The organism is Psychrobacter sp. APC 3281, from assembly GCF_030407815.1.
In the GTDB taxonomy this organism is placed as follows: domain Bacteria; phylum Pseudomonadota; class Gammaproteobacteria; order Pseudomonadales; family Moraxellaceae; genus Psychrobacter.
In genome coordinates this window covers 1-19111 of the sequence record NZ_JASDCS010000017.1, presented here as the reverse complement: position 1 = coordinate 19111, position 19111 = coordinate 1, and the positions used below count along the sequence as shown (strand labels likewise).

Here is a 19111-nt window from a genome sequence, read left to right as displayed (position 1 = left end):
ATATAGGGTAATTACTTCATCCAATAGAAAAACGTCTGAGGGTTAAATCTAAATTATAGATTTAACCCTCAGACGTTTTTTTGCTTATAAAACAGTAGAAATTGTGGTCAATCTAGTCAGCTATATTCTGTACATGTTACACAAACTTACATTGTAAAATGTGGGATATTAGCAATTTTTTCGACATCAAAAAAGTATTTTTGGGGTTTTTAAGGGGGATGACAGGCTAAACAGCCTATGCTAAAGTCGGCTTTGTGTTTTGGTCAGCAGCTTGATTTGTAACAGCTTCGTAAGACTTCAATGAGCTGTGATCGCCAATAATCATTTTTTATATGAATAATATGCAGCAGAAGTATCAGTCACTATGACATATATATACTTGAGTTATTGAGATTTAATTGACTGCGCTGTTGTTGATAACAGACGATTTTGAATTAACCGTAGGTATTAGATTTATGAAACAGGCTTTATTGATTTTGTCAGTACTGGGTATGGGCATAGCACAAACGAGTGGTGCTGCTATCACAATCTCTCAAACAAATAATACCATCACCAATACTTCTGTGGCATCAAACTACGGTTCATCAAAAAACATCTATAGCACCAAAAGTGGTGCTTATGTTTCTAATAATGATGAAATTAGTCAAGCAATTAGCAACCTAAGTGCGCAGGCCAAGCAAAAAGAGAATCAGCTTTCATCATTAAACAGCCGCTTATACGCTGAAAAACAACAGCAGCAAGTCAATAAGGTTCCTGACAGCAATTCAGCCCCCGCTATCGCTGCTGCTCGCGCCTCAAAAGTGGCTTTATCTGGCAGCTCTGGATATTGTGCCCGTTACGTACGTAAAGCACTACAATCAGCTGGTTATGAATTTACACCCAATCCTTCAGCCTATCAGTACGCCACTCGTGGCACGCTTGATAAAGCAGGTTTTAGCAAAATCAGTAATGATATGCCAACCCAAGTAGGTGATGTTATTGTCTATGATCGCTCATCAAAGCGCCCGCATGGCCATATCCAAATATTTGATGGCGAAAATTGGATTTCTGATTTCCGTCAGAACAGCATCAGCCCATACAGTGGTGTCTATGCTTATACGACATGGCGCGATTCAAAATACGTGGATGACGCATCCGCATCAGATCGTAATATCTACCTTGCTATGAATGATAAATAAGACTTTCTAAGTCAGCACAACATAGTTGTTATTTCCTCCAACCCAGTAGTGATCTTAATATCATTGCTGGGTTTTTTTGTGCTTAACATCAGGGCGTATTTAACCTTTCATGATTTGATCCGTCAGAAATGAACACTACTGATATCATTACTCATGACAGGAGTTATCGACAAGCGCGTTTAAAATGCCACATGATGACGCTGGTGCACTACTTGCACATTTCTGGCGCAAAACGGTCAAGTGATGCTTTAAGTGCATCAGTTCTTCCATTCGTATTTCCACAGCATGAATGTGCTCATCTAGCAAGTTATTCACATCGCCGCAGTCCTTGTCAGGCGACTCCCAGTATTCAAGTAAGATTCGCACATCATCTAAAGCCATATCGAGCGTACGGCAATGTAGGATAAATTGTAGACGCTCAATGTGCTCTTCATTATATAAACGATAATTCCCTTCGCTACGAAAAGGCTCGGGTAATAAACGCTCTTTTTCATAATAGCGAATGGTTTCTACTGTGGCACCTGTGCGTTTAGCGAGCTCACCAATTTTGATTGTCATAACAACCTCTATGATTTAAATAATTAAAGTGGCTGTAAAGACTAGCGCTAGAGAAATTAAAATTACGAAACTGTAGATAAATAACCTTGACTCTAAAGCCACTATAGGGTTCATAATATCATTATTCAAAGGGTAAATTATTATGAAATATCATATTGAAGGTATGGACTGTGCCAGTTGCATCGGCAAGATTGAAACAGCTTTGAAACGTATGCCTGGGGTTTCTGATGTTCAGCTGAATTTCGCTACAGAAACGCTAGAGCTAAATTTAGCCCCTGGTGCGCCGACTCAGGCTAGTGATATCGAAAAAACAATCAAAAGCCTAGGGTTCGGCATCTCTGCCAATACTGGTCAACAAACTGTATCGGCTATTGATATTGACAGCGACAATCAGATGGCTCCGCAGGATAAGCAATGGTGGCAAACTCAAAAAGGCAAACAGGTTGTTGGCCTCGGTATTTTGATGGGCAGCGCTTATGCACTGTCACTACTGTTGCCCGCTTATGGGATATGGGTGTTTGCCATCGCTGTGATTGTAGGCGTTTTTCCATTTGCGCGCAAAGCCTTAGCACTGGCTAAAACAGGTTCATTCTTTTCAATTGAAACGCTGATGTCCGTCGCCGTGCTTGGCGCACTTATCATTGGTGAAGCTGAAGAGGCCGCAGCAGTTGTCTTTTTGTTCTCAATCGGTGAACTGTTTGAGAGTATCGCTGCTGATCGCGCTCGCGCTGGCATCAGAGCCTTATCATCGCTGGTTCCGAAAAGTGCAATTTTACTTGATGCTCAAGGTGGGCAGCGTAACGTTCCAGCGACTTCATTACAAGTGAATGACCTTGTGCTGGTGCGTCCTGGAGATAGGGTATCTGCTGATGGTTCCATTGTTCAAGGTGCGTCCAGCCTTGATGATTCGCCCGTGACGGGAGAGTCTGTTCCTGTTGCCAAGACGATGGGTGACAATGTATTTGCAGGGTCAATTAACATCGATGGTGTGCTCCAAGTGCGCGTAGAAAAGACAGCCGCCGATAACACCATTTCGCGCATTATTGAGCTGGTAGAGCAAGCCCAAGCCTCCAAAGCACCCACTGCCCGTTTTATTGAGAAATTCAGTCGCTATTACACACCGGCAGTGATGGCTATTGCCGCACTAATTATTATCATTCCACCGTTAGCCATGGGTGGAGATTGGTCGACTTGGTTGTATCGCGGTCTAGCACTGTTGCTGATTGCCTGTCCCTGTGCTCTTGTACTATCAACACCCGCTGCCATCGCCTCTGGTCTTGCTGTTGGTGCGCGCCGTGGCTTGCTGATCAAAGGCGGTAGTGCTTTAGAAACTATCGGCCAAGTGAAGACGGTCGCTTTTGACAAGACAGGCACTTTAACTGAAGGCAAACCACGCGTGACCGATGTTGTTGCCTTTACACAAGAGGACTCAAGTATTCAAGGTCAGAATTCTCAAGGTCAAGATGAGATATTGGCACTTTTTGCCAGTGTGGAGACTGGTTCTAGTCACCCACTTGCTGAAGCCATTGTCAGCCATGCTGAAGCCGCTAAAGTTGTTATACCTGTGGCTTCCAAAGCTTCTGCTACTGCGGGTAAAGCGGTACACGCAACTGTCGCGGAGCGCGCGCTAGCTATCGGTTCGCCTGTTTACGCAGCCGATGAGGCATTGATTTCATCCACACAACAGGCGCAAATTGAGGCGCTGCAAAATGAGGGTAAGACCGTCTCTGTTCTTTTCGATGAGCAAAACCGTGAAGTGCTTGGATTAATCGCGCTAAGAGACGAATTACGAGACGACGCTCATGAAGGTGTGGCTCAGCTCAAAGCGATGGGTGTGCGCTCCGTCATGCTAACAGGCGACAACCGCTTAACCGCTCAAGCACTTGCCAGTAATTTAGACGTGGAATGGGAAGCTGAGCTGTTGCCTGAGGACAAACTGCGCCTGCTTAACGAGATGAAGAACAACCGCAAAATAGCGATGGTTGGTGATGGTATTAACGATGCGCCAGCGCTAGCAACTGCCGATGTTGGCATCGCGATGGGTGGTGGTACCGATGTGGCCATTGAGACGGCCGATATCGCATTATTAAAAAGTCGTGTTACGGATATGGCTCATCTCATCGCACTTTCACGTGCCACCATGCGCAACATTCATCAGAACGTCATTTTCGCTTTGGGTCTCAAAGGCGTCTTTCTGATCACGACCGTATTCGGCATTACTGGACTATGGATTGCGGTTCTAGCTGATGCTGGAGCAACAGTGCTCGTTACTCTTAATGCGTTACGTTTACTGCGCTTTAAGGGAGCGCCTCCACTGGTAAATCCGCCTAAAGTAGTTAAATAAAACCCTTCGAAATCAATTAAAAACTAGAGATAGCAGCAGATTTCGGGGGTGGGTTCTAATAATAAAAATTCCACCGCCACAGTAAACTGCAACCGCATTAGAGTAAATAAGGTTAGACCGTATGTTGATTACAGAATTGGGCTATTTTGCCTTGCTTACCGCTTTTGTATTGGCGTTATTGCAGGTAATTCTGCCAACTATTGGTGTTATTCATAACCAAGTTGCTTGGCAACGACTAGCCCCTAGCTTAGCTTGGGCACAGTTTGCCGCCATGATAACGTCATTTGGCGCTTTGATAGCAGGTTTTTATTATAATGATTTTAGCCTCAGTTACGTCGCGCAGCATTCCAATACGCTGTTGCCTTGGTACTATAAGTTATCGGCGACATGGGGCGGACACGAGGGCTCTTTGCTGCTATGGATGACCATCATGGCCACATGGTGTGCACTGGTATCATACTTTAGTCGCGGCTTGCCGTTATCAATGCGTGCGCGGGTATTAGTTATTTTGGCCGGTGTACAGTTAATGATGCTAACGATGCTGATATTTACCTCGTCACCGTTTGAGCGTACCTTACCCAATCTAGCGGTCGATGGCGCTGATTTAAATCCTGTCCTACAAGATTTCGGTCTGATTATTCATCCGCCCATGTTATATATGGGCTATGTGGGTATGGTAGTACCTTTTGCATTTTGTATGGCGGCATTGTGGGAAGGGCGTTTAGATGCTGCTTGGACACGCTGGTCACGTCCATGGGCGCTCGCGGCTTGGGGGTTTTTGACCATTGGTATTGCACTGGGCTCGTGGTGGGCCTACTACGAGCTTGGCTGGGGCGGTTGGTGGTTTTGGGATCCGGTAGAGAATGCCTCGTTTATGCCTTGGCTTGTCGGCTTAGCATTGCTGCATTCATTAGCAGTCACTGAAAAGCGCGGGGTGTTTAAAGCATGGACCATTATGCTGGCTATTTTCGCCTTTGCCTTAAGCTTGCTTGGCACGTTCCTGGTACGCTCTGGAGTCCTTACCTCAGTGCATTCGTTTGCCGCTGATCCGACGCGTGGTTTGGTTATCTTAGCTATTCTTGGCATTATCATCGGTAGTGGTCTATTAATGTTTGCCGTTCGAGGTTGGCGTTTAACCGTTGAAAGTCAATATCAGCTGATTTCACGTGAGTCCTTTTTAGTGATCAACAACGCCATCATTTTGATTGCAACCTTAGTGGTGCTGCTCGGCACCCTTTACCCTATTATCGCTGATGCCTTTGGTTTAGGACAAGTGTCCGTTGGCCCTCCTTATTTTAATGCATTATTTGTACCTTTAACGTGGCTGTTATTAATAGCTATGGGTATGGGCTCAAATATTCGCTGGAAAAAAGACACCCGTCCACTACTGGGTATAGGCATGGTCATCGCCGTTAGTAGCTTAGTATTAGCTGCCATTATTACTTACTTTGTTAATCCATCGTCTATGCTTAATATTGGTGTGACTTTAGCCGTTAGCTTTTGGGCACTGCTATGGATGGCAGTTGATTTTAAAGATAAAACTAAGAATGCGCCTAATCTTTTTAACGGTTTGCGGCAGTTGCGTCTGAGCTATTGGGGTCAACAGACTGCTCATATTGGCGTATTGGTTGCTGTCATTGGCATAGCCTTTACTAGTAGCCTGAGTATTGAGCGTGACGTAGCAATGGGTATTGGCGATACAGTCAATGTTCAAGGTTACGATTTTGAAGTAACTGAATTTTTTGAAATAAAGGGTAGTAACTTTGATGCAACGCAAGCGCAAGTCGTGGTATCCAAAGACGGTCGTGAAGTGGCGAAACTGACTCCAGAAAAGCGTACTTATATTATCAGCACGATGCCAACGACTGAAGCCGCTATTGACCCCAGTCTTATGCGCGATGTTTATGTCGCACTGGGCGAACCTATTGCCGATGGTAGTAACCAATGGGCATTAAGGATTTATGTAAAACCATTAATTCGCTGGATTTGGTTAGGGGCAATTATCATGGCTCTAGGTGGATTAATTAGTATGCTTGATAAACGATACCGCATCAAAAAAGTTAAAGCTCCGTTGCTAGTTACTGGTAGTTTGGCTACTGATGGAGTCAATGAGGTAGCTATTGAGCAGGCAATCTCAGCATCGACGATGTCGACACTAAAGGAGAAATAAATGACTATGTCGAATAACACTCCTGAGCAAAAAGATAGCCAAAACAGTAAGCAGCGTAACCCAAAGGCAATGAAAAAAAAGCAGATGAAGCTATGGTTCTTAATTCCGCTTATCCTCTTTTTTGGTTTGGTAGTTATATTGTACATGCGCTTAGGTAAACCAACAGACATTGTGACCAATACCGCTCTTGAGCGTCCGGTTCCTGCCTTTGAGCTGCCGTTATTAGCAGATACTACCCGTACTATCACCAATAATAATTTGCCAGATAAGCCGTTTTTACTTAATGTTTGGGGCTCGTGGTGCCCAACTTGCATTATTGAGCATCCGTTTTTAATGCAACTAGAAGAGCGCGGCATTGATATCGTTGGTGTGAATTATAAGGATGAGATTGGTAATGCGCTCAGTTACTTAAACCAAGGCGGTGATCCATTTTCTATGTCTATTCAGGATTCATTGGGTCAGTTTGCTCTAGACTTAGGCATAACTGGTGCGCCCGAAACCTTTGTTGTGGATGGAGATGGCATCATTCGTCAGCATATTGTTGGTGAGATTAATGAAGCCAATTGGCAACAGCGTGTTAAGCCGTGCCTGACCGTACTTAATGAGGCTAATAAGAACAACGATAGTCCTGATCTCATTCAGGTTGAGGAGATGTGCAAATGAACGTTACTCGAATAAGAGCTCCTCAAATAAAACTCAATATAATTTTAAAACTAGCAAGCTTAATACTAGCGTGTCTGCTTAACATGACGGCAAACGCAGCTATTGACGTATACGATTTTGATTCACCACAGCAAGAAGCTCAGTATCGTGGATTAATAGAAGAGTTTCGCTGCCCAAAATGCCAAAATCAGAACCTTGCAGCCTCTGATGCGCCGATTGCACAGGATCTAAAGCAAAAAGTCTATGATTCAATTAAAGATAGACGTAGTGATGCTGAAATACGCGCTTATATGCAAGAGCGCTACGGTGACTTTATTAGCTACAAGCCGCCTATGCGACCATCGACATGGATCCTATGGTTTTTTCCACCACTGTTATTGCTCGTCTTAATCATCGGCTGGTTTTGGCAAAGTAAGCGTCGCCAAGTTGTCGCCAGTGGTCAAAGCGGCGTTACAGTGGACAGTACTGCTGCCTTGACCTCTGCGGAAAAGGCTGAGCTTGATCGTCTATTATCGCAAGCTGAGAATGTCGACCACGATATTACTAGCATAGAGGACAAAAAATGACCCTATTTTCTACTTTTGGCTTATTTGTAACTCTAAGCTTGCTGATTGCTCTTATATTTGCGCTAATTGCTATTATGCCATGGCTACGAGCACCGCGTTCGCAGTCCAAACCAATAGACAATCAACTGCTAGATATTAATGTTGCAGTATTTCGCGAACGTTTAGCTGAGCTACAAACAGATAAAGACAGCGGTACTATTAATAATAGCCATTATCAAAATCAAAAGCTGGAGCTGGAGCGTCAGCTATTAGATGCGCAGCGTCAGATAACACCTATGGTCACCCCTGATGTCAAAAGCCGTTTAATTGTCGCAGCTTGGATCCCAATATTGGCTGCAATGGCGTACTTACTAATAGGCAATCGTACGCCCGTGTTTGATTTGTGGACAGCTGAGGACAAAGTAGGACAAGTGGCTGACGACCTATTGACAGCTAAAATTGACAAGCCGCCATCATGGGCGTTTGAAGATGGTCGTCAGCTGATTAGCGCTATGCAAACCAATGTTCATCGTAATGCTGATGATCCTAATCGCTGGATGCGCCTATCCGAGCTTTTCTTATCTATGGAGGCAACTGATTCTGCGCTGGAAGCCTTATCGCGTGCCTATCGTTTAGCTCCTGAAAATGAAGAAATCGCCACCACTTATGCTCAGACTAGCTTTTTTGTTAATGAAGGTCAGTTAGACGCTAATATTCGCCGTGTATTACAAGCTATATTAGCTAAAAATCCGCAGCATGAACGGGCTCAAATGCTCATGGCAATGGGTGAGACTCGTAGTAGTAACTTTGCCCAAGCGCAAGGTTGGATTAAACGCTTACAAGACAGTATTGTGACCAAACCAGGTAATCATACTAAAGCATTAGCAAGCTTAGATGAGTTGAGCAACTACGTTAGCACGCAAGAAAAGCAAGCACTAGAAGGTATTGACGTGACAGTGAAAATTAACGCCAGTTTATTACCGTTAGTCAAGGGTGATGACGTGTTATTTATTGCGATTCGTGACGTTAAAGGAGGTCCACCGTTTGCCGCCAAACGTTTACCCATTAGTGTTATTAAGCAAGGTGAGGCCAGTATCCGCTTAAGCAATCTTGATGCGATGATGCCAGATCGCACGTTAAATTCAGCTCGTAGTGACAAAACTCAGTTAGCAGTCGTTGCTCGTATTAGTCATAGCGGTAATGCCATAGCAGAGTCAGGCGACTTATCTGGTAATCCTATAGTGATTAGCGCTGAACAGACTCAGGTTAATGTTGAAATCAATCAACAGATTCCCTAATAAAAAATTATTACCGTAAGTTTCATAATACCAGAGCGGTAAGTGGAGCCGTTTATAAAAGTGGCGCGATTAATAGTCGTATACCAAAACATATACGTTTAACATTGTTCATTGTATAAACACAGATAAAGAAAACAACTATGACTGAATCTACCGACAGATTAGATAGTACTAAATTGAATAGCGTTGAATCGGCTAGTACTAATATTGCTGACAATAAAGTACCTATAGCTGTGAGTAGTACTCATCAATCGATTGACTCTAAAACCATGAATCATACGCCTAAAGCTATGTACGTGACTTCAGGCAACTCCATAACAACTAAAGGTAAGTTGGACAAAATGCCAAAAATGGTTGCCAATGGCAGTCGCGCTTTTATCTGGTATTTATTGGCGATAATGGTATTAATACTTGATCAATGGACCAAGTGGTTGGCCCAAACCAAATTAGCATTCAATGACCCCGTACCGGTCATTGAACCATTTCTCAACTGGACACTCGCTTATAACTATGGGGCAGCATTTAGCTTTTTAGCCGACGCTGGCGGTTGGCAGAAATGGTTTTTCTCAGGCTTAGCTTTTGTAATGGCTATCTTTTTAACGGTTTATTTAATCAAATCGCCACGTGCAGCCAAGCTATTGTCCATGGGGTTAGCCTTAATGCTCGGTGGTGCGATTGGCAACTTAATCGATCGTTTAAGAATTGGTAAAGTGGTTGACTTTATCCATGTGCATTATGCTGATGTCTGGAATTATCCTATTTTCAATGTTGCAGATATAGGTGTCTGTGTCGGTGTCGCATTGATTATAATTGACATGATATTTTTAGAAAGTAAGCGTAATAAATAAGCACATTGATGCCGATTATCACGAACAAAATGAACTAGCGTCGTAGTCACTCTATACGGAAAAATACTGTTTATACTTGAGTATGTTTACAAAATGTGAACTGGAAGGTAATGTATGACTGGTATAGGTACTCACTCATTTTAGGTCTTAAAACCCAATACTTAAAAGCTCTGCGTAGAGCCATTATTATAGCAACATTGAATAATCCATAAATTCTTTATTGATAATAACAAAAGGAAAATATAGTGTCACAGGCTCAGCCAACTATTGAAAAAATTCACAGCCTTAGAAAAAAACAAGAGACCGCGTTAAAAAGTCTTACCCTTACAGGCTACCTAGAAGGCACCTCTTTCTTATTATTGCTCTTCATCGCCATGCCACTAAAATATATGATGGACATTCCAGAAGGTGTGAAATATATCGGTATGGCGCACGGTGTACTATTCATTGTCTATATCGTAGTACTTGTAGGCACAGCTATTAAAGTAAAAATTCCTCGTTGGGTAATACCTGCGGGCGTACTCGGATCACTCTTACCATTTGGCCCGTTCATATTTGATCATTTACTAAAAAAGAATCTACAAAAAAGCGTAAGTAAAGAAGCCTAGAACAAACCCTGCTGCAAGCATGCCTTATTGCTCAAAATTGCTTTCTCTGATTGAATCAGAAGTCGCCATGACTCACGATGGCGACAAATGAATAACATCGAGCAGAAATTACTCACAAAAAAAATTCATTTTAAGCCCAGTATGGATGATTCAATACTCTACTCGTTTTTCCAGCTTATCTTACACGCTATCGACCAATCCATATCGTTTAAAAACTAAATAGGTTTTGTCATCCACGATGGATTTCCTATTATCCTAGGGTATACCCCAATGGAACCAGTTATTTCTGCCCTCAAACCTATTAACAGACTACTTAAAACAGACTGCTATAATGGAACCACTTATAACAGACTATTTTAGGTGTTTATGTTTATCAGAGCGTATCTACGAGCGTCTACCAAAGAACAAGATGCTAAGCGTGCCAAAAGCGAACTCATAGCATTTGCCAAAGATCATGGCCACAAAATTGCCGCCTTCTATGTCGAAAACGAATCAGGAGCTACCTTGGTACGACCCAAGCTTATGCAACTGATTGAAGATGCTCATAAGGGCGATGTGATCTTAGTTGAGCAGATTGATCGCTTAGCGCGTTTGAGCCAAGCTGATTGGGATACGCTCAAAAGAATGCTATCAGAAAAAAAGCTCTCTATCGTATCAAAAGAGCTGCCGACCTCATATATGGCGCTTCAATCTGAAAGCAGCACTGAATTTATGAGTAGTGTATTGCAGGCCATTAATTCGATGATGCTGGATATGCTCGCAGCCATTGCTCGAAAAGATTATGAGGATCGCCGTAACCGTCAAATGCAAGGTATTGCTCGTGCTAAGGCAGAAGGTAAATATTCAGGACGTAGGAAAGATACCGAAAAGCGCAAGATCATCGCTAGTCTACTCAAATCAGGTCATAGCTATTCTGAAATACAAGCTACAGCTAAGTGTTCGCGTCAGCTGATAGCTGTTATAGCTAAACAAATACTCAAATACTCAAATACTCAAATACTCAAATACTCAAATACTCAAATACTCAAATTTTAGGAGCTGTAATAATTCTTGTCAAACAAAAGTAATCTGTTATCAAAGTTCCTTTAACATATTCTATTTTTAGTAGTTTATTAGCTTGAATAGGGTCAAGAAAAATATTGATTACGTTTCAAGTTACAGTATTTTAGCCGAATCTTTTATAAACGAATCATTATCGAAACGATGATATTAACACCAGCTCAAGCTTAATTGCTAAGGCAGACTTTCCCGCGTATAGCAGGATTTGTTCTAACTATTCAAACCATTTGCTTCATCTTTAAAGGTTTCTACAACGACAGAGAAAATATCGTCCCAAACCTCATCATTTGCCAAAAACGGATAATCCTTCAGTAGCTTATTACTTTTAGCACCCTTATTTTGTAGCATGCTGCGAATGATTCTATCGGCATAGCTGTTGGGCATCTCAACAATCTCTTTTATCGCCAGTCGTGCATGGTCATGCTTTCTTAGGTACTGTGACTCGTTATGCATCTCTTTTTCAATAACATGAGCAATCAGTCCTGATAAGTACTGAACGTGAGGCGTTAGATCCATGAAGCGCCATGCAGGTTGAATCAGGTGAGTGTTTTCGACAGTTAAGTTTGAGCGAATACCATCAGGGTAGGTAACTGCCTTTTTATCAAAGCTGTAATGATCACGGATTTGCTTCATAAGCGGCACAGAGACACGGTCTAAGATTTTATCATAGGCATGACGGTCTGAGGGATGCTCGGCAATGGCTTGTGATATAGGTAGGATAATCGGCTCATGAATGATTTGGTCTCGTCTGAGGACATCATTAATCAAAAAGCGATGTACGCGGCCATTGCCATCCGCTAATGGATGAATATACACAAAGGCAAAGGAGACAACAGCACTACGCATCAGTGCTGACTGTCCCTCAGTCTTTTCCATAAATACCTGTAACCCTGCTAGCTTGTTAGCAATGTCATCAGCCGGTGGCGCGATATAATGCACAATTTCTTTAAAGCCATTCACCTGAGTATGCGACACAAAAACTGGTGATTGACGGACACCATACTGCTGGATAACCGTTTTACTGCCGAGTATCTCTTGTTGCAGCTCTGCTAGTGATTCAGGATCAAGCGGAATGTCACCGGTACCGGTACGCCGTGCCATCACATCGGCAAAACGTTCAATACGTTTTAACTCTTTTCCCTCACCTTCTATAGTAAAACTGGCTTTACTCTCTCGTAGTGTCATCCATACGGAGGCGCGCATCAGTAAGTCTTGCCCAAATTCATCGTTAAGTTTGTCAACCATCATGGCAATATCGAGTGCAGCTGCTTGCGTAAAGGCCTCTGTTTTCACCAGCATCGGACAGAAATGACGGGTTCCTGCTAGGTTGTCATTGATACGCCAGCGGGCGTTCTTGATAACCTGCGAAGGACTTGAAGTAACCAATTTCTTGGTATCCAAAGCATCCACATAGTTACCGCCTATATTACTCGGTACCTCTAAACGCTCATCCATAAGCCATTCATATAAGAAAGCCATTCTACGGGCATAGCTGCCTGTCGGCTCAGCGTTTACCCATGCTTGTACGTCATTTGCCCCTATCTGCTCAAACAAACGAGTCAGTAACTCTAAACTCAATACTTCATGACGCATGTGAAACTGTAAGTGAGCAATGATAGTATCCAGTGGACGCGCCGTTTCCTGATAAGCGTTATGGATGACGTCACCGTCTTTATAGGTTTGTCTGCGCCCACCGATACTACTGCTGACATATAAAGGGGAAACCAGCTCGATGCTGGCATAACGGACAAGCCATGCTGCGCCAATAGGATCTGAGATAGGGGTATTCATCATGAGTGGCTCAAGCGATTATAGATAAGCCATTTTGCGTAAAAACAGTTATGAATGCAATATAATGATTATTATAAAGCCTTATTGCATTAAAACGATTTTCTTATGACGTTGCGATGCCTTTAAATCAAGACCAAAGGTCACGTTGAGTCGATATTTAAAATACCTCAGCTATTGACCTGCTTTAAGACACGATAAACGGTAGCTACGCCAACACCAACCGCCTTAGCGATCTCTTCTTTTGTCATATTGTTTTGACTGGCCAATGCTCTAATACGATTGTGTTTTGCGATATTGGCTTTCTTACCAGTGGGTTTATAGCCACTGTTGGCCAATCCTTGTTTAATGCGCTCTCTACGCTTGTCATTATCAAGCTTTGCCATGGTCGCTAATAAATCGATCAGCATATCGTTAATCACTTTTAGGATCTCACCTGTCATACCGTCACTCATCGTATGTGTGGTTGGTAGATCAGCCACCACCAATCGTAAGCCCTTATCTTTAATACGCTGCTTTAGAATCGAAAAATCATCTTGAGATAGCCTGCTTAATCTATCCACGCTTTCAACCAATAAAATATCGCCTTGCTCGGCGTCCTTTAGCAACTTAGCTAAGATTGGTCTATCGAGCTTTGTACCACTGAAGTGCTCAACGTAATCAACATAGCTATCACCATAGCGGCTACTGAAGGCAACCAAATCTATTAATGCTCTAGTAGCGTCTTGATCCTTAGTGCTGGCTCTCACATAAATACGAACGGTCATAATACCTCTTTGTATCAGTTAGACTCAATAATTAATGTTCATTGATAATAGCAAGATATTACTATCGTTTAATTACTAATATAAGTCAAATGATAGCTAAATTATCGTTTAGAGGTTTTATGTTTTGGGTATAGGTTAATGATAGGCTGACTAAGGTGATAAAACCACCTTAGTCTAATTCTAGGTAGGTTGTTAGCTTCTACATAGTTGATTTAGATAATCGGTCTTTTAGACGTACATTCATAAAACAGGTATATATTAGTGTAATGCCCTACATATATTTTATTTTTCGGTTGTCAAAAGCTATTATAGTCCCTTCTAATACATCAACAGCTTTATTATTAATTATGCTGCACTCTATGGCTCCTGAAATATAACTAATATCATTGCTGTTTGAACGAGAAAATTCACAATGAATTATTTGTTCTGCATCACAAACTATCGCTAAATTAGGGTTATGAGTAACCATAATTATTTGTCTCTTTTGCTTTGCTTCAGTTAACACAGGTACGAGTAAGCTAACTATTGTTTCGTTATCCAAGTTTTCTTCTGGTTGATCTAAGATTATAGGATTATTGTCTTTATCAACCAGGAGGTAGAAGATCAAAAGTAGAGCGCCTCTTTGTCCTGGTGAAAGCTGTTCTATTTGTGCATCCTGAAACATCAAAGTATATTGAGGTTTTAGATACTCTAGCCCAAATATGAAATCATAGACTTCATTAGCATTACGATCTTTCTTTAGTAAAGATTGTATGCCTGGTAGTTTTGAAGCTTCCTCAAGCCTCCCATGTAGTTCTTGAACTAAATTTATAAGAGAAGGTTTAGAACTTATATCATGCTTATCCATTAATTCTCTTAGTACCGCTAAGCTTTCACTCTCCCCTCTAAAATCACCGGCAGTTTGTTTAACCATTAAAAACAATCTATCGTAGATCATATCTAGGTTGCTTTTTAATTCTGACTGAAACTGCAGCTTATATTCGTTGCGTATTAGAGAATTACTTTGAATTAATTCTTGAACAGGTTTGAATAGAGCCTCCCTGCTGATACGTTGTTCATCTAGAATATCAAAAATTTGTGCGGTGATTGAAATTCTTTGGGTTTGCAACTCATCTCTTTCAATTGGCAAATCATTTAATTTTTCGAGCTGATGCTCCAATCCCAGTATTGTCTCAGGTAGGTCGTTTGATCCGACTATTCCAGCCTGTTTTTCTTCCCAAGTATTTAATAATTCTAGGTACTGCTGATAAGCCTGCTGTGGTCCATTTAATCTTGTATTTAAAGCGTTTCGTCTTAAAATTAAAATGTTTTTATTGATATCAAGATTTGCATCACTAGCTTTAATTCTTGTAATTTCAGTAGAAATATTAGTATCTGTTTCTGACAATATCAGCTCATGTACTTCTAACGAAAGCAAGCTTTCTAGAGTTAAATCTAAAGTTACCGCATCAACCAAATGATCACTTCTAAACTGACTCAGAGATCTTTCAACAACCTCAATTCCTTCTTTTATATTTAAATAAGACTTCTTCTTTGAAGCCAACTTAGTCAGCTTAATCTTATTTTCTTCTTGTTGTATATAGATAGCTTCTAATTGCCGATTTACATCTGTTAATTCGGCAGAGACTTGCTGTTGTTCTGCAGAAGACTCGATGGTTGGTTCAGAGACTTCCTCAGGTTTAGCCTTTGAATGCTCTTCAAGCAACCTATTCTTTTGAGTCAATTTCTCGCTAATCGTATTACGAGTTACGTCTGACATCTGTCCTTCAATATATGATATCTGATGATTGATCTTATGTAACACGCTTCTTAAACTATCAAAATTACTCCTCAGCGCACTTTCTTGTTGTTCGATAAGTTGTTCAAAATTATGGGCGCCTAGCCTAGTAGTTTCATTAGCATGAGAGAAAATAACAGCCCTCAATTCCTGTTCAAAAGAATTGGATTTACCGTCGACATGATCGTTACATAGCTCTTCAAAGTGTCCTTGAGGTATATACTTAACAAACTCAACATGTTCAATTTCTGGATCATCATTTAGGTTTTTTTCTAAAACTTGTTCATCTCCCCACATCAATTTTGCAATGAAATGTTTTGCAGGTACACCCACTTTGCCTCTGAAACGGTTTTTCTTTAAGAAAGAGAAATGATGACTTTGTTTTGAGTTGCCTACTAACGCAATAATATCTGCTAGTGCGCTTTTACCACTTCCTTTATTACCAATAATAGCAACCAAATCATTGTTTAACGTTAGTTTAGTATTTTCTAACCAGCGTTCATTAAATGCCGACAATGGAACTTTTGTCACCTCTAGCTTATCTATGAATATACTTCTATTTTCTCTTATCAACTTTAATTTGGGGGGCACTGCACCTATAAAAGAGCGTTTTGCAGGCTCTTTTATTGCTTGTTGTAATCCTTGGAAAGTTGGATTAGCTTTTATCCAAGTAGCTTTTCCTGAAGGGTAATCACCATATCCTCGTTGATCATCATTTCCTTGAATACCAATGAACCGATGCGCATCACTGCCAGAAACAGCTAGTCTTGGAGTATTATTTAATGCTATTTGGAAGTCATCAAACCACCGCTCATTTTTAGTGGTCTTAATACCAGAAAAAGCCTCCCAAATGCTAATATTTCTAGTCTCGAATATTGGCGAAGTTTTGAATAATCCTAAAACGTATACATAATGAGCATTACGCTCTATTCCAGTTAAACCATCACTAGTATCAAAAGGCATAAAACCTATAGCTTGTTTATTTTTTACTTTTGTTATGGCTTCCTTGTAACTTTCACAATTCAATTCAGCCATTATTGAACCAGCTTCTAGAGCATAATTTGTATGATCTAATACCCTAGATATATCTATGCCATGATGCCTTAACTTATCTTCAGGAACCGAACGAGCATAATCAATAAGAGCATCATTAGATAAATTTCTACATCCATCTCCTGGGAACTCTAGCTTCAAATTAGCTTTAAAATCTATGAGCTCTTGGTCTTTAATATTGTCAGAGAAAATTACATGTGCGTTTAATCTTCCTCCTTTTAGGGGTGACATTAGACGTAATTCTATACCAGGAAAAACTGTTTTTTCTAACTTTGGAGCATCGTCCTGCTTCAATCGATGCTTTAAAGCAAACCAACCATCAAAAGTCCAATAATCCATTATTGCAAATACTGCTGGTTCTGCTGAATTGAGTGCATTTATCATCTGATCAACTAATGGCGCATTTCTAGGATCACAAGGATCACTATTGAACTTCTGCCCAGTCCAATGAAACGATGCTGGCGTATGTATATGCAGATCCCATTTTCGCCATTCAGATCCATTAGGGTATTCACTGTTAATCATTAATACTTCCTATTTTTTAATGAACTATCTAGAATTCTCGATAAACATGATTTATTTGCAGAGCTTTCTATTGATTTAGCTAAACCTTCCCACCCACACCTTTAAACTTCTCAACGAAAGCTGCTATTTTCTGCAGAACACTTTGCTTCTTGGTCAGATACTGCGGGTTGAGAGGGTTTAGTTTAGGCAAGATAGCATTCAACTCTGTACCGTTCTCACTGGCGTACTCACGCTTTAGAGAAGCGGTAATATAACGCTTAGCAGCATCTTCATTCAGATTCTCAGCCGCAATCATATCTTTGACTTCACGTTGCTGCTCTACCTGAGCATAGCTAAAGAAGGCATCGATAATGCTGGATTTGTCAGGGATATTATCCAAGTTAGTTTGATTGATAAAATCTACCACCAAGCTTTCTTTGGCTCGGTTGCCAAGGCTTGCTCGAATCAAACGACGTACTTCTTCAACCAAAGCAGACTTGTCCTTGGTGTTTTTATTATGCTCAAAAATTAGCTCAAGGATATAATCTAGATTGATCTCCTGTGATTTGAGCAAGTCTATTTCAAAGACAACCTCATCCCAATCAATCGAAGACTCATCTTGCTGGTCACCCGCCTTTTCACGACGTAGCCAATCGCGTATATCGTTATAGGTTGAGCGATAATCTTGTACGGTACGTTCAGCAGGCACTTTAATAGTTTGCATAGCGGCTATCTCATCATCGTTTAGGTAATGCTCATCCTTAAACGTCTCAACAGCGTCAGCATCGGTCACATCCAAGTCTTGCAGTGCTTTTAGGCTTGCAAACTCATCATAGTTTTGTAATATATTCTCGACACGTAAATACTCCCCGAATAACAGAGATAAGACTCCTTCATCATCTGCTACCACACCATCGACCATATACAGATCTATATCTGTTTTAAAACTTGATAAAGCCATTTTATGACTTTCAATAAACATTTAGCATGATCCTTTATTCTGAGCTACTTTATTTGTAACTTACAGAAACTACCGTTCAACTATTTTCTCATCAATCATTTCAGTTAATAGCTCAGTCACTGTCTTTCGGTTATCAAGCGCAAACTTTTTGAATGCAATATACTTATCTTTGTCAATGTTAAAGTTTACTCGTGCCGTTTTTTGAGGACTATCGGTCACGTCTGACAAAGATAACTCATCTTTTACCTTCTTACTGGGACGACCTGCTGCTAAGCTCATCATTTACTCCTTATCAAAAAATGTTTTAACTTCATTAACCAATACCGTCATTTCTTGTACTGCATTACTGTTCACTGACTCAGTATCAAATACGGTCTTGCCTAATGCTGCGCTATTTGGATAACTTACACGCTGCATAATTCTACTATCTAACACAGGTAGACCGTACTCTAGTAAAACTGAAGCCACTTCCTTACCAATATTAGTATTCTGGATTGCCCTAGACACTACAAAGGCTGCTTTTAGTTTACCGTCAGTCATCTCTATACGCTGCTTTACTAAGTCTACTAAATCGCTAGTCGCCCAAACATCGTATGGGCTAGGCTGTACAGGAATTAATACAAAATCAGCTGCTTTAATTGCAGATAAAGCCAAACTAGTTGCTTGTGGTGAACCATCAATCACAACATACTCTTTATCAGAGACATTTTTTAGATCTTTATCAAGCGTAGGTCTATCGAGACCTATCACTGGTACTGGATTATCTTCATCTACAGCTCGCCAATCACGTGCACTGCCCTGCTGGTCACTATCTACTAGCAATACACTATGTCCTTGCAGCTGCAAGCCACGAGCTAATTGAGTGGCAATAGTTGTCTTGCCACTGCCTCCTTTTTGATTCAACACAGCAATGACTTTCATAGAGCAATCCTAATTTTGAGTATTTGAGTATTTGAGTATTTGAGTATTTGAGTATTTGAGTATTTGAGT

At 41.1% G+C, this 19111-nt stretch carries 15 protein-coding genes and 1 pseudogene; 9 read left to right on the top strand and 7 right to left on the bottom strand.

Features of this window, described 5'->3' with window-relative positions; translation table 11 throughout:
- The first annotated feature begins 455 nt into the window (after nucleotides 1-455).
- Nucleotides 456-1178 carry a CHAP domain-containing protein gene (locus QL886_RS12850; RefSeq protein WP_057758750.1) on the top strand — a complete coding sequence of 241 codons (723 nt, stop codon included), beginning with the start codon at nucleotides 456-458 and terminating at the stop codon, nucleotides 1176-1178.
- A 147-nt stretch (nucleotides 1179-1325) separates the two neighbouring features.
- On the opposite strand, the gene cadR is transcribed toward QL886_RS12850, so the two are convergent.
- Nucleotides 1326-1736: a Cd(II)/Pb(II)-responsive transcriptional regulator gene (cadR, locus tag QL886_RS12845; RefSeq protein ID WP_007394845.1), complete on the bottom strand. Its 411-nt coding sequence runs from the start codon at nucleotides 1734-1736 to the stop codon at nucleotides 1326-1328.
- Nucleotides 1737-1878: 142 nt separating this feature from the next.
- Here cadR and QL886_RS12840 point away from each other — a divergent pair, with 142 nt between their 5' ends.
- From QL886_RS12840 to QL886_RS12805, 8 genes are all read left to right on the top strand, one after another.
- The gene (locus QL886_RS12840) at nucleotides 1879-4080 is read left to right on the top strand and encodes a heavy metal translocating P-type ATPase (RefSeq protein ID WP_102083145.1); all 2202 of its coding nucleotides are present in this window, start codon (nucleotides 1879-1881) and stop codon (nucleotides 4078-4080) included.
- Nucleotides 4081-4201: 121 nt separating this feature from the next.
- On the top strand, nucleotides 4202-6250 hold the full coding sequence (locus QL886_RS12835) for a heme lyase CcmF/NrfE family subunit (protein ID WP_114701930.1): 2049 nt from the start codon (nucleotides 4202-4204) through the stop codon (nucleotides 6248-6250).
- Entirely contained in the window at nucleotides 6251-6913 is a 663-nt protein-coding gene (locus tag QL886_RS12830) for a DsbE family thiol:disulfide interchange protein (RefSeq protein ID WP_114701929.1), read from the top strand.
- Complete coding sequence (locus QL886_RS12825; RefSeq protein ID WP_290179036.1) at nucleotides 6910-7479, top strand: cytochrome c-type biogenesis protein; 570 nt, start codon at nucleotides 6910-6912, stop codon at nucleotides 7477-7479. Before QL886_RS12830 ends, QL886_RS12825 begins: the two co-directional genes overlap by 4 nt.
- On the top strand, nucleotides 7476-8756 hold the full coding sequence (gene ccmI, locus QL886_RS12820; RefSeq protein WP_290179035.1) for a c-type cytochrome biogenesis protein CcmI: 1281 nt from the start codon (nucleotides 7476-7478) through the stop codon (nucleotides 8754-8756). Before QL886_RS12825 ends, ccmI begins: the two co-directional genes overlap by 4 nt.
- Before the next feature lie 140 nt (nucleotides 8757-8896).
- The gene (gene lspA, locus QL886_RS12815) at nucleotides 8897-9604 is read left to right on the top strand and encodes a signal peptidase II (RefSeq protein ID WP_290179034.1); all 708 of its coding nucleotides are present in this window, start codon (nucleotides 8897-8899) and stop codon (nucleotides 9602-9604) included.
- Between the two features lie 275 nt (nucleotides 9605-9879).
- Nucleotides 9880-10212 carry a DUF3817 domain-containing protein gene (locus QL886_RS12810; RefSeq protein ID WP_290179037.1) on the top strand — a complete coding sequence of 111 codons (333 nt, stop codon included), beginning with the start codon at nucleotides 9880-9882 and terminating at the stop codon, nucleotides 10210-10212.
- Between the two features lie 366 nt (nucleotides 10213-10578).
- Nucleotides 10579-11247 (top strand): recombinase family protein, encoded by a 669-nt coding sequence (locus QL886_RS12805; RefSeq protein WP_290179033.1) that lies wholly within the window; start codon nucleotides 10579-10581, stop codon nucleotides 11245-11247.
- 234 nt (nucleotides 11248-11481) lie between these two features.
- Here QL886_RS12805 and QL886_RS12800 read toward each other — a convergent pair whose 3' ends face one another.
- The 6 genes and pseudogenes from QL886_RS12800 to parA all read right to left on the bottom strand — a co-directional run bounded on the left by QL886_RS12800 (nucleotide 11482) and on the right by parA (nucleotide 19042).
- Nucleotides 11482-13065 carry a Fic family protein gene (locus QL886_RS12800; protein WP_290179032.1) on the bottom strand — a complete coding sequence of 528 codons (1584 nt, stop codon included), beginning with the start codon at nucleotides 13063-13065 and terminating at the stop codon, nucleotides 11482-11484.
- A 164-nt stretch (nucleotides 13066-13229) separates the two neighbouring features.
- The gene (locus QL886_RS12795) at nucleotides 13230-13826 is read right to left on the bottom strand and encodes a recombinase family protein (RefSeq protein WP_290179031.1); all 597 of its coding nucleotides are present in this window, start codon (nucleotides 13824-13826) and stop codon (nucleotides 13230-13232) included.
- A 271-nt stretch (nucleotides 13827-14097) separates the two neighbouring features.
- The gene (locus tag QL886_RS12790) at nucleotides 14098-17181 is read right to left on the bottom strand and encodes a TrlF family AAA-like ATPase (RefSeq protein ID WP_114701981.1); all 3084 of its coding nucleotides are present in this window, start codon (nucleotides 17179-17181) and stop codon (nucleotides 14098-14100) included.
- Nucleotides 17182-17260: 79 nt separating this feature from the next.
- A pseudogene (locus tag QL886_RS12785) lies at nucleotides 17261-18043 on the bottom strand (type I restriction endonuclease subunit R); the annotation flags it as partial.
- A gap of 147 nt (nucleotides 18044-18190) precedes the next feature.
- Nucleotides 18191-18403, bottom strand: a complete 213-nt coding sequence (locus tag QL886_RS12780) for a plasmid partition protein ParG (RefSeq protein WP_114701983.1) — start codon at nucleotides 18401-18403, stop codon at nucleotides 18191-18193.
- On the bottom strand, nucleotides 18404-19042 hold the full coding sequence (gene parA, locus QL886_RS12775) for a ParA family partition ATPase (RefSeq protein WP_114701984.1): 639 nt from the start codon (nucleotides 19040-19042) through the stop codon (nucleotides 18404-18406).
- Between the last annotated feature and the right edge of the window lie 69 nt (nucleotides 19043-19111).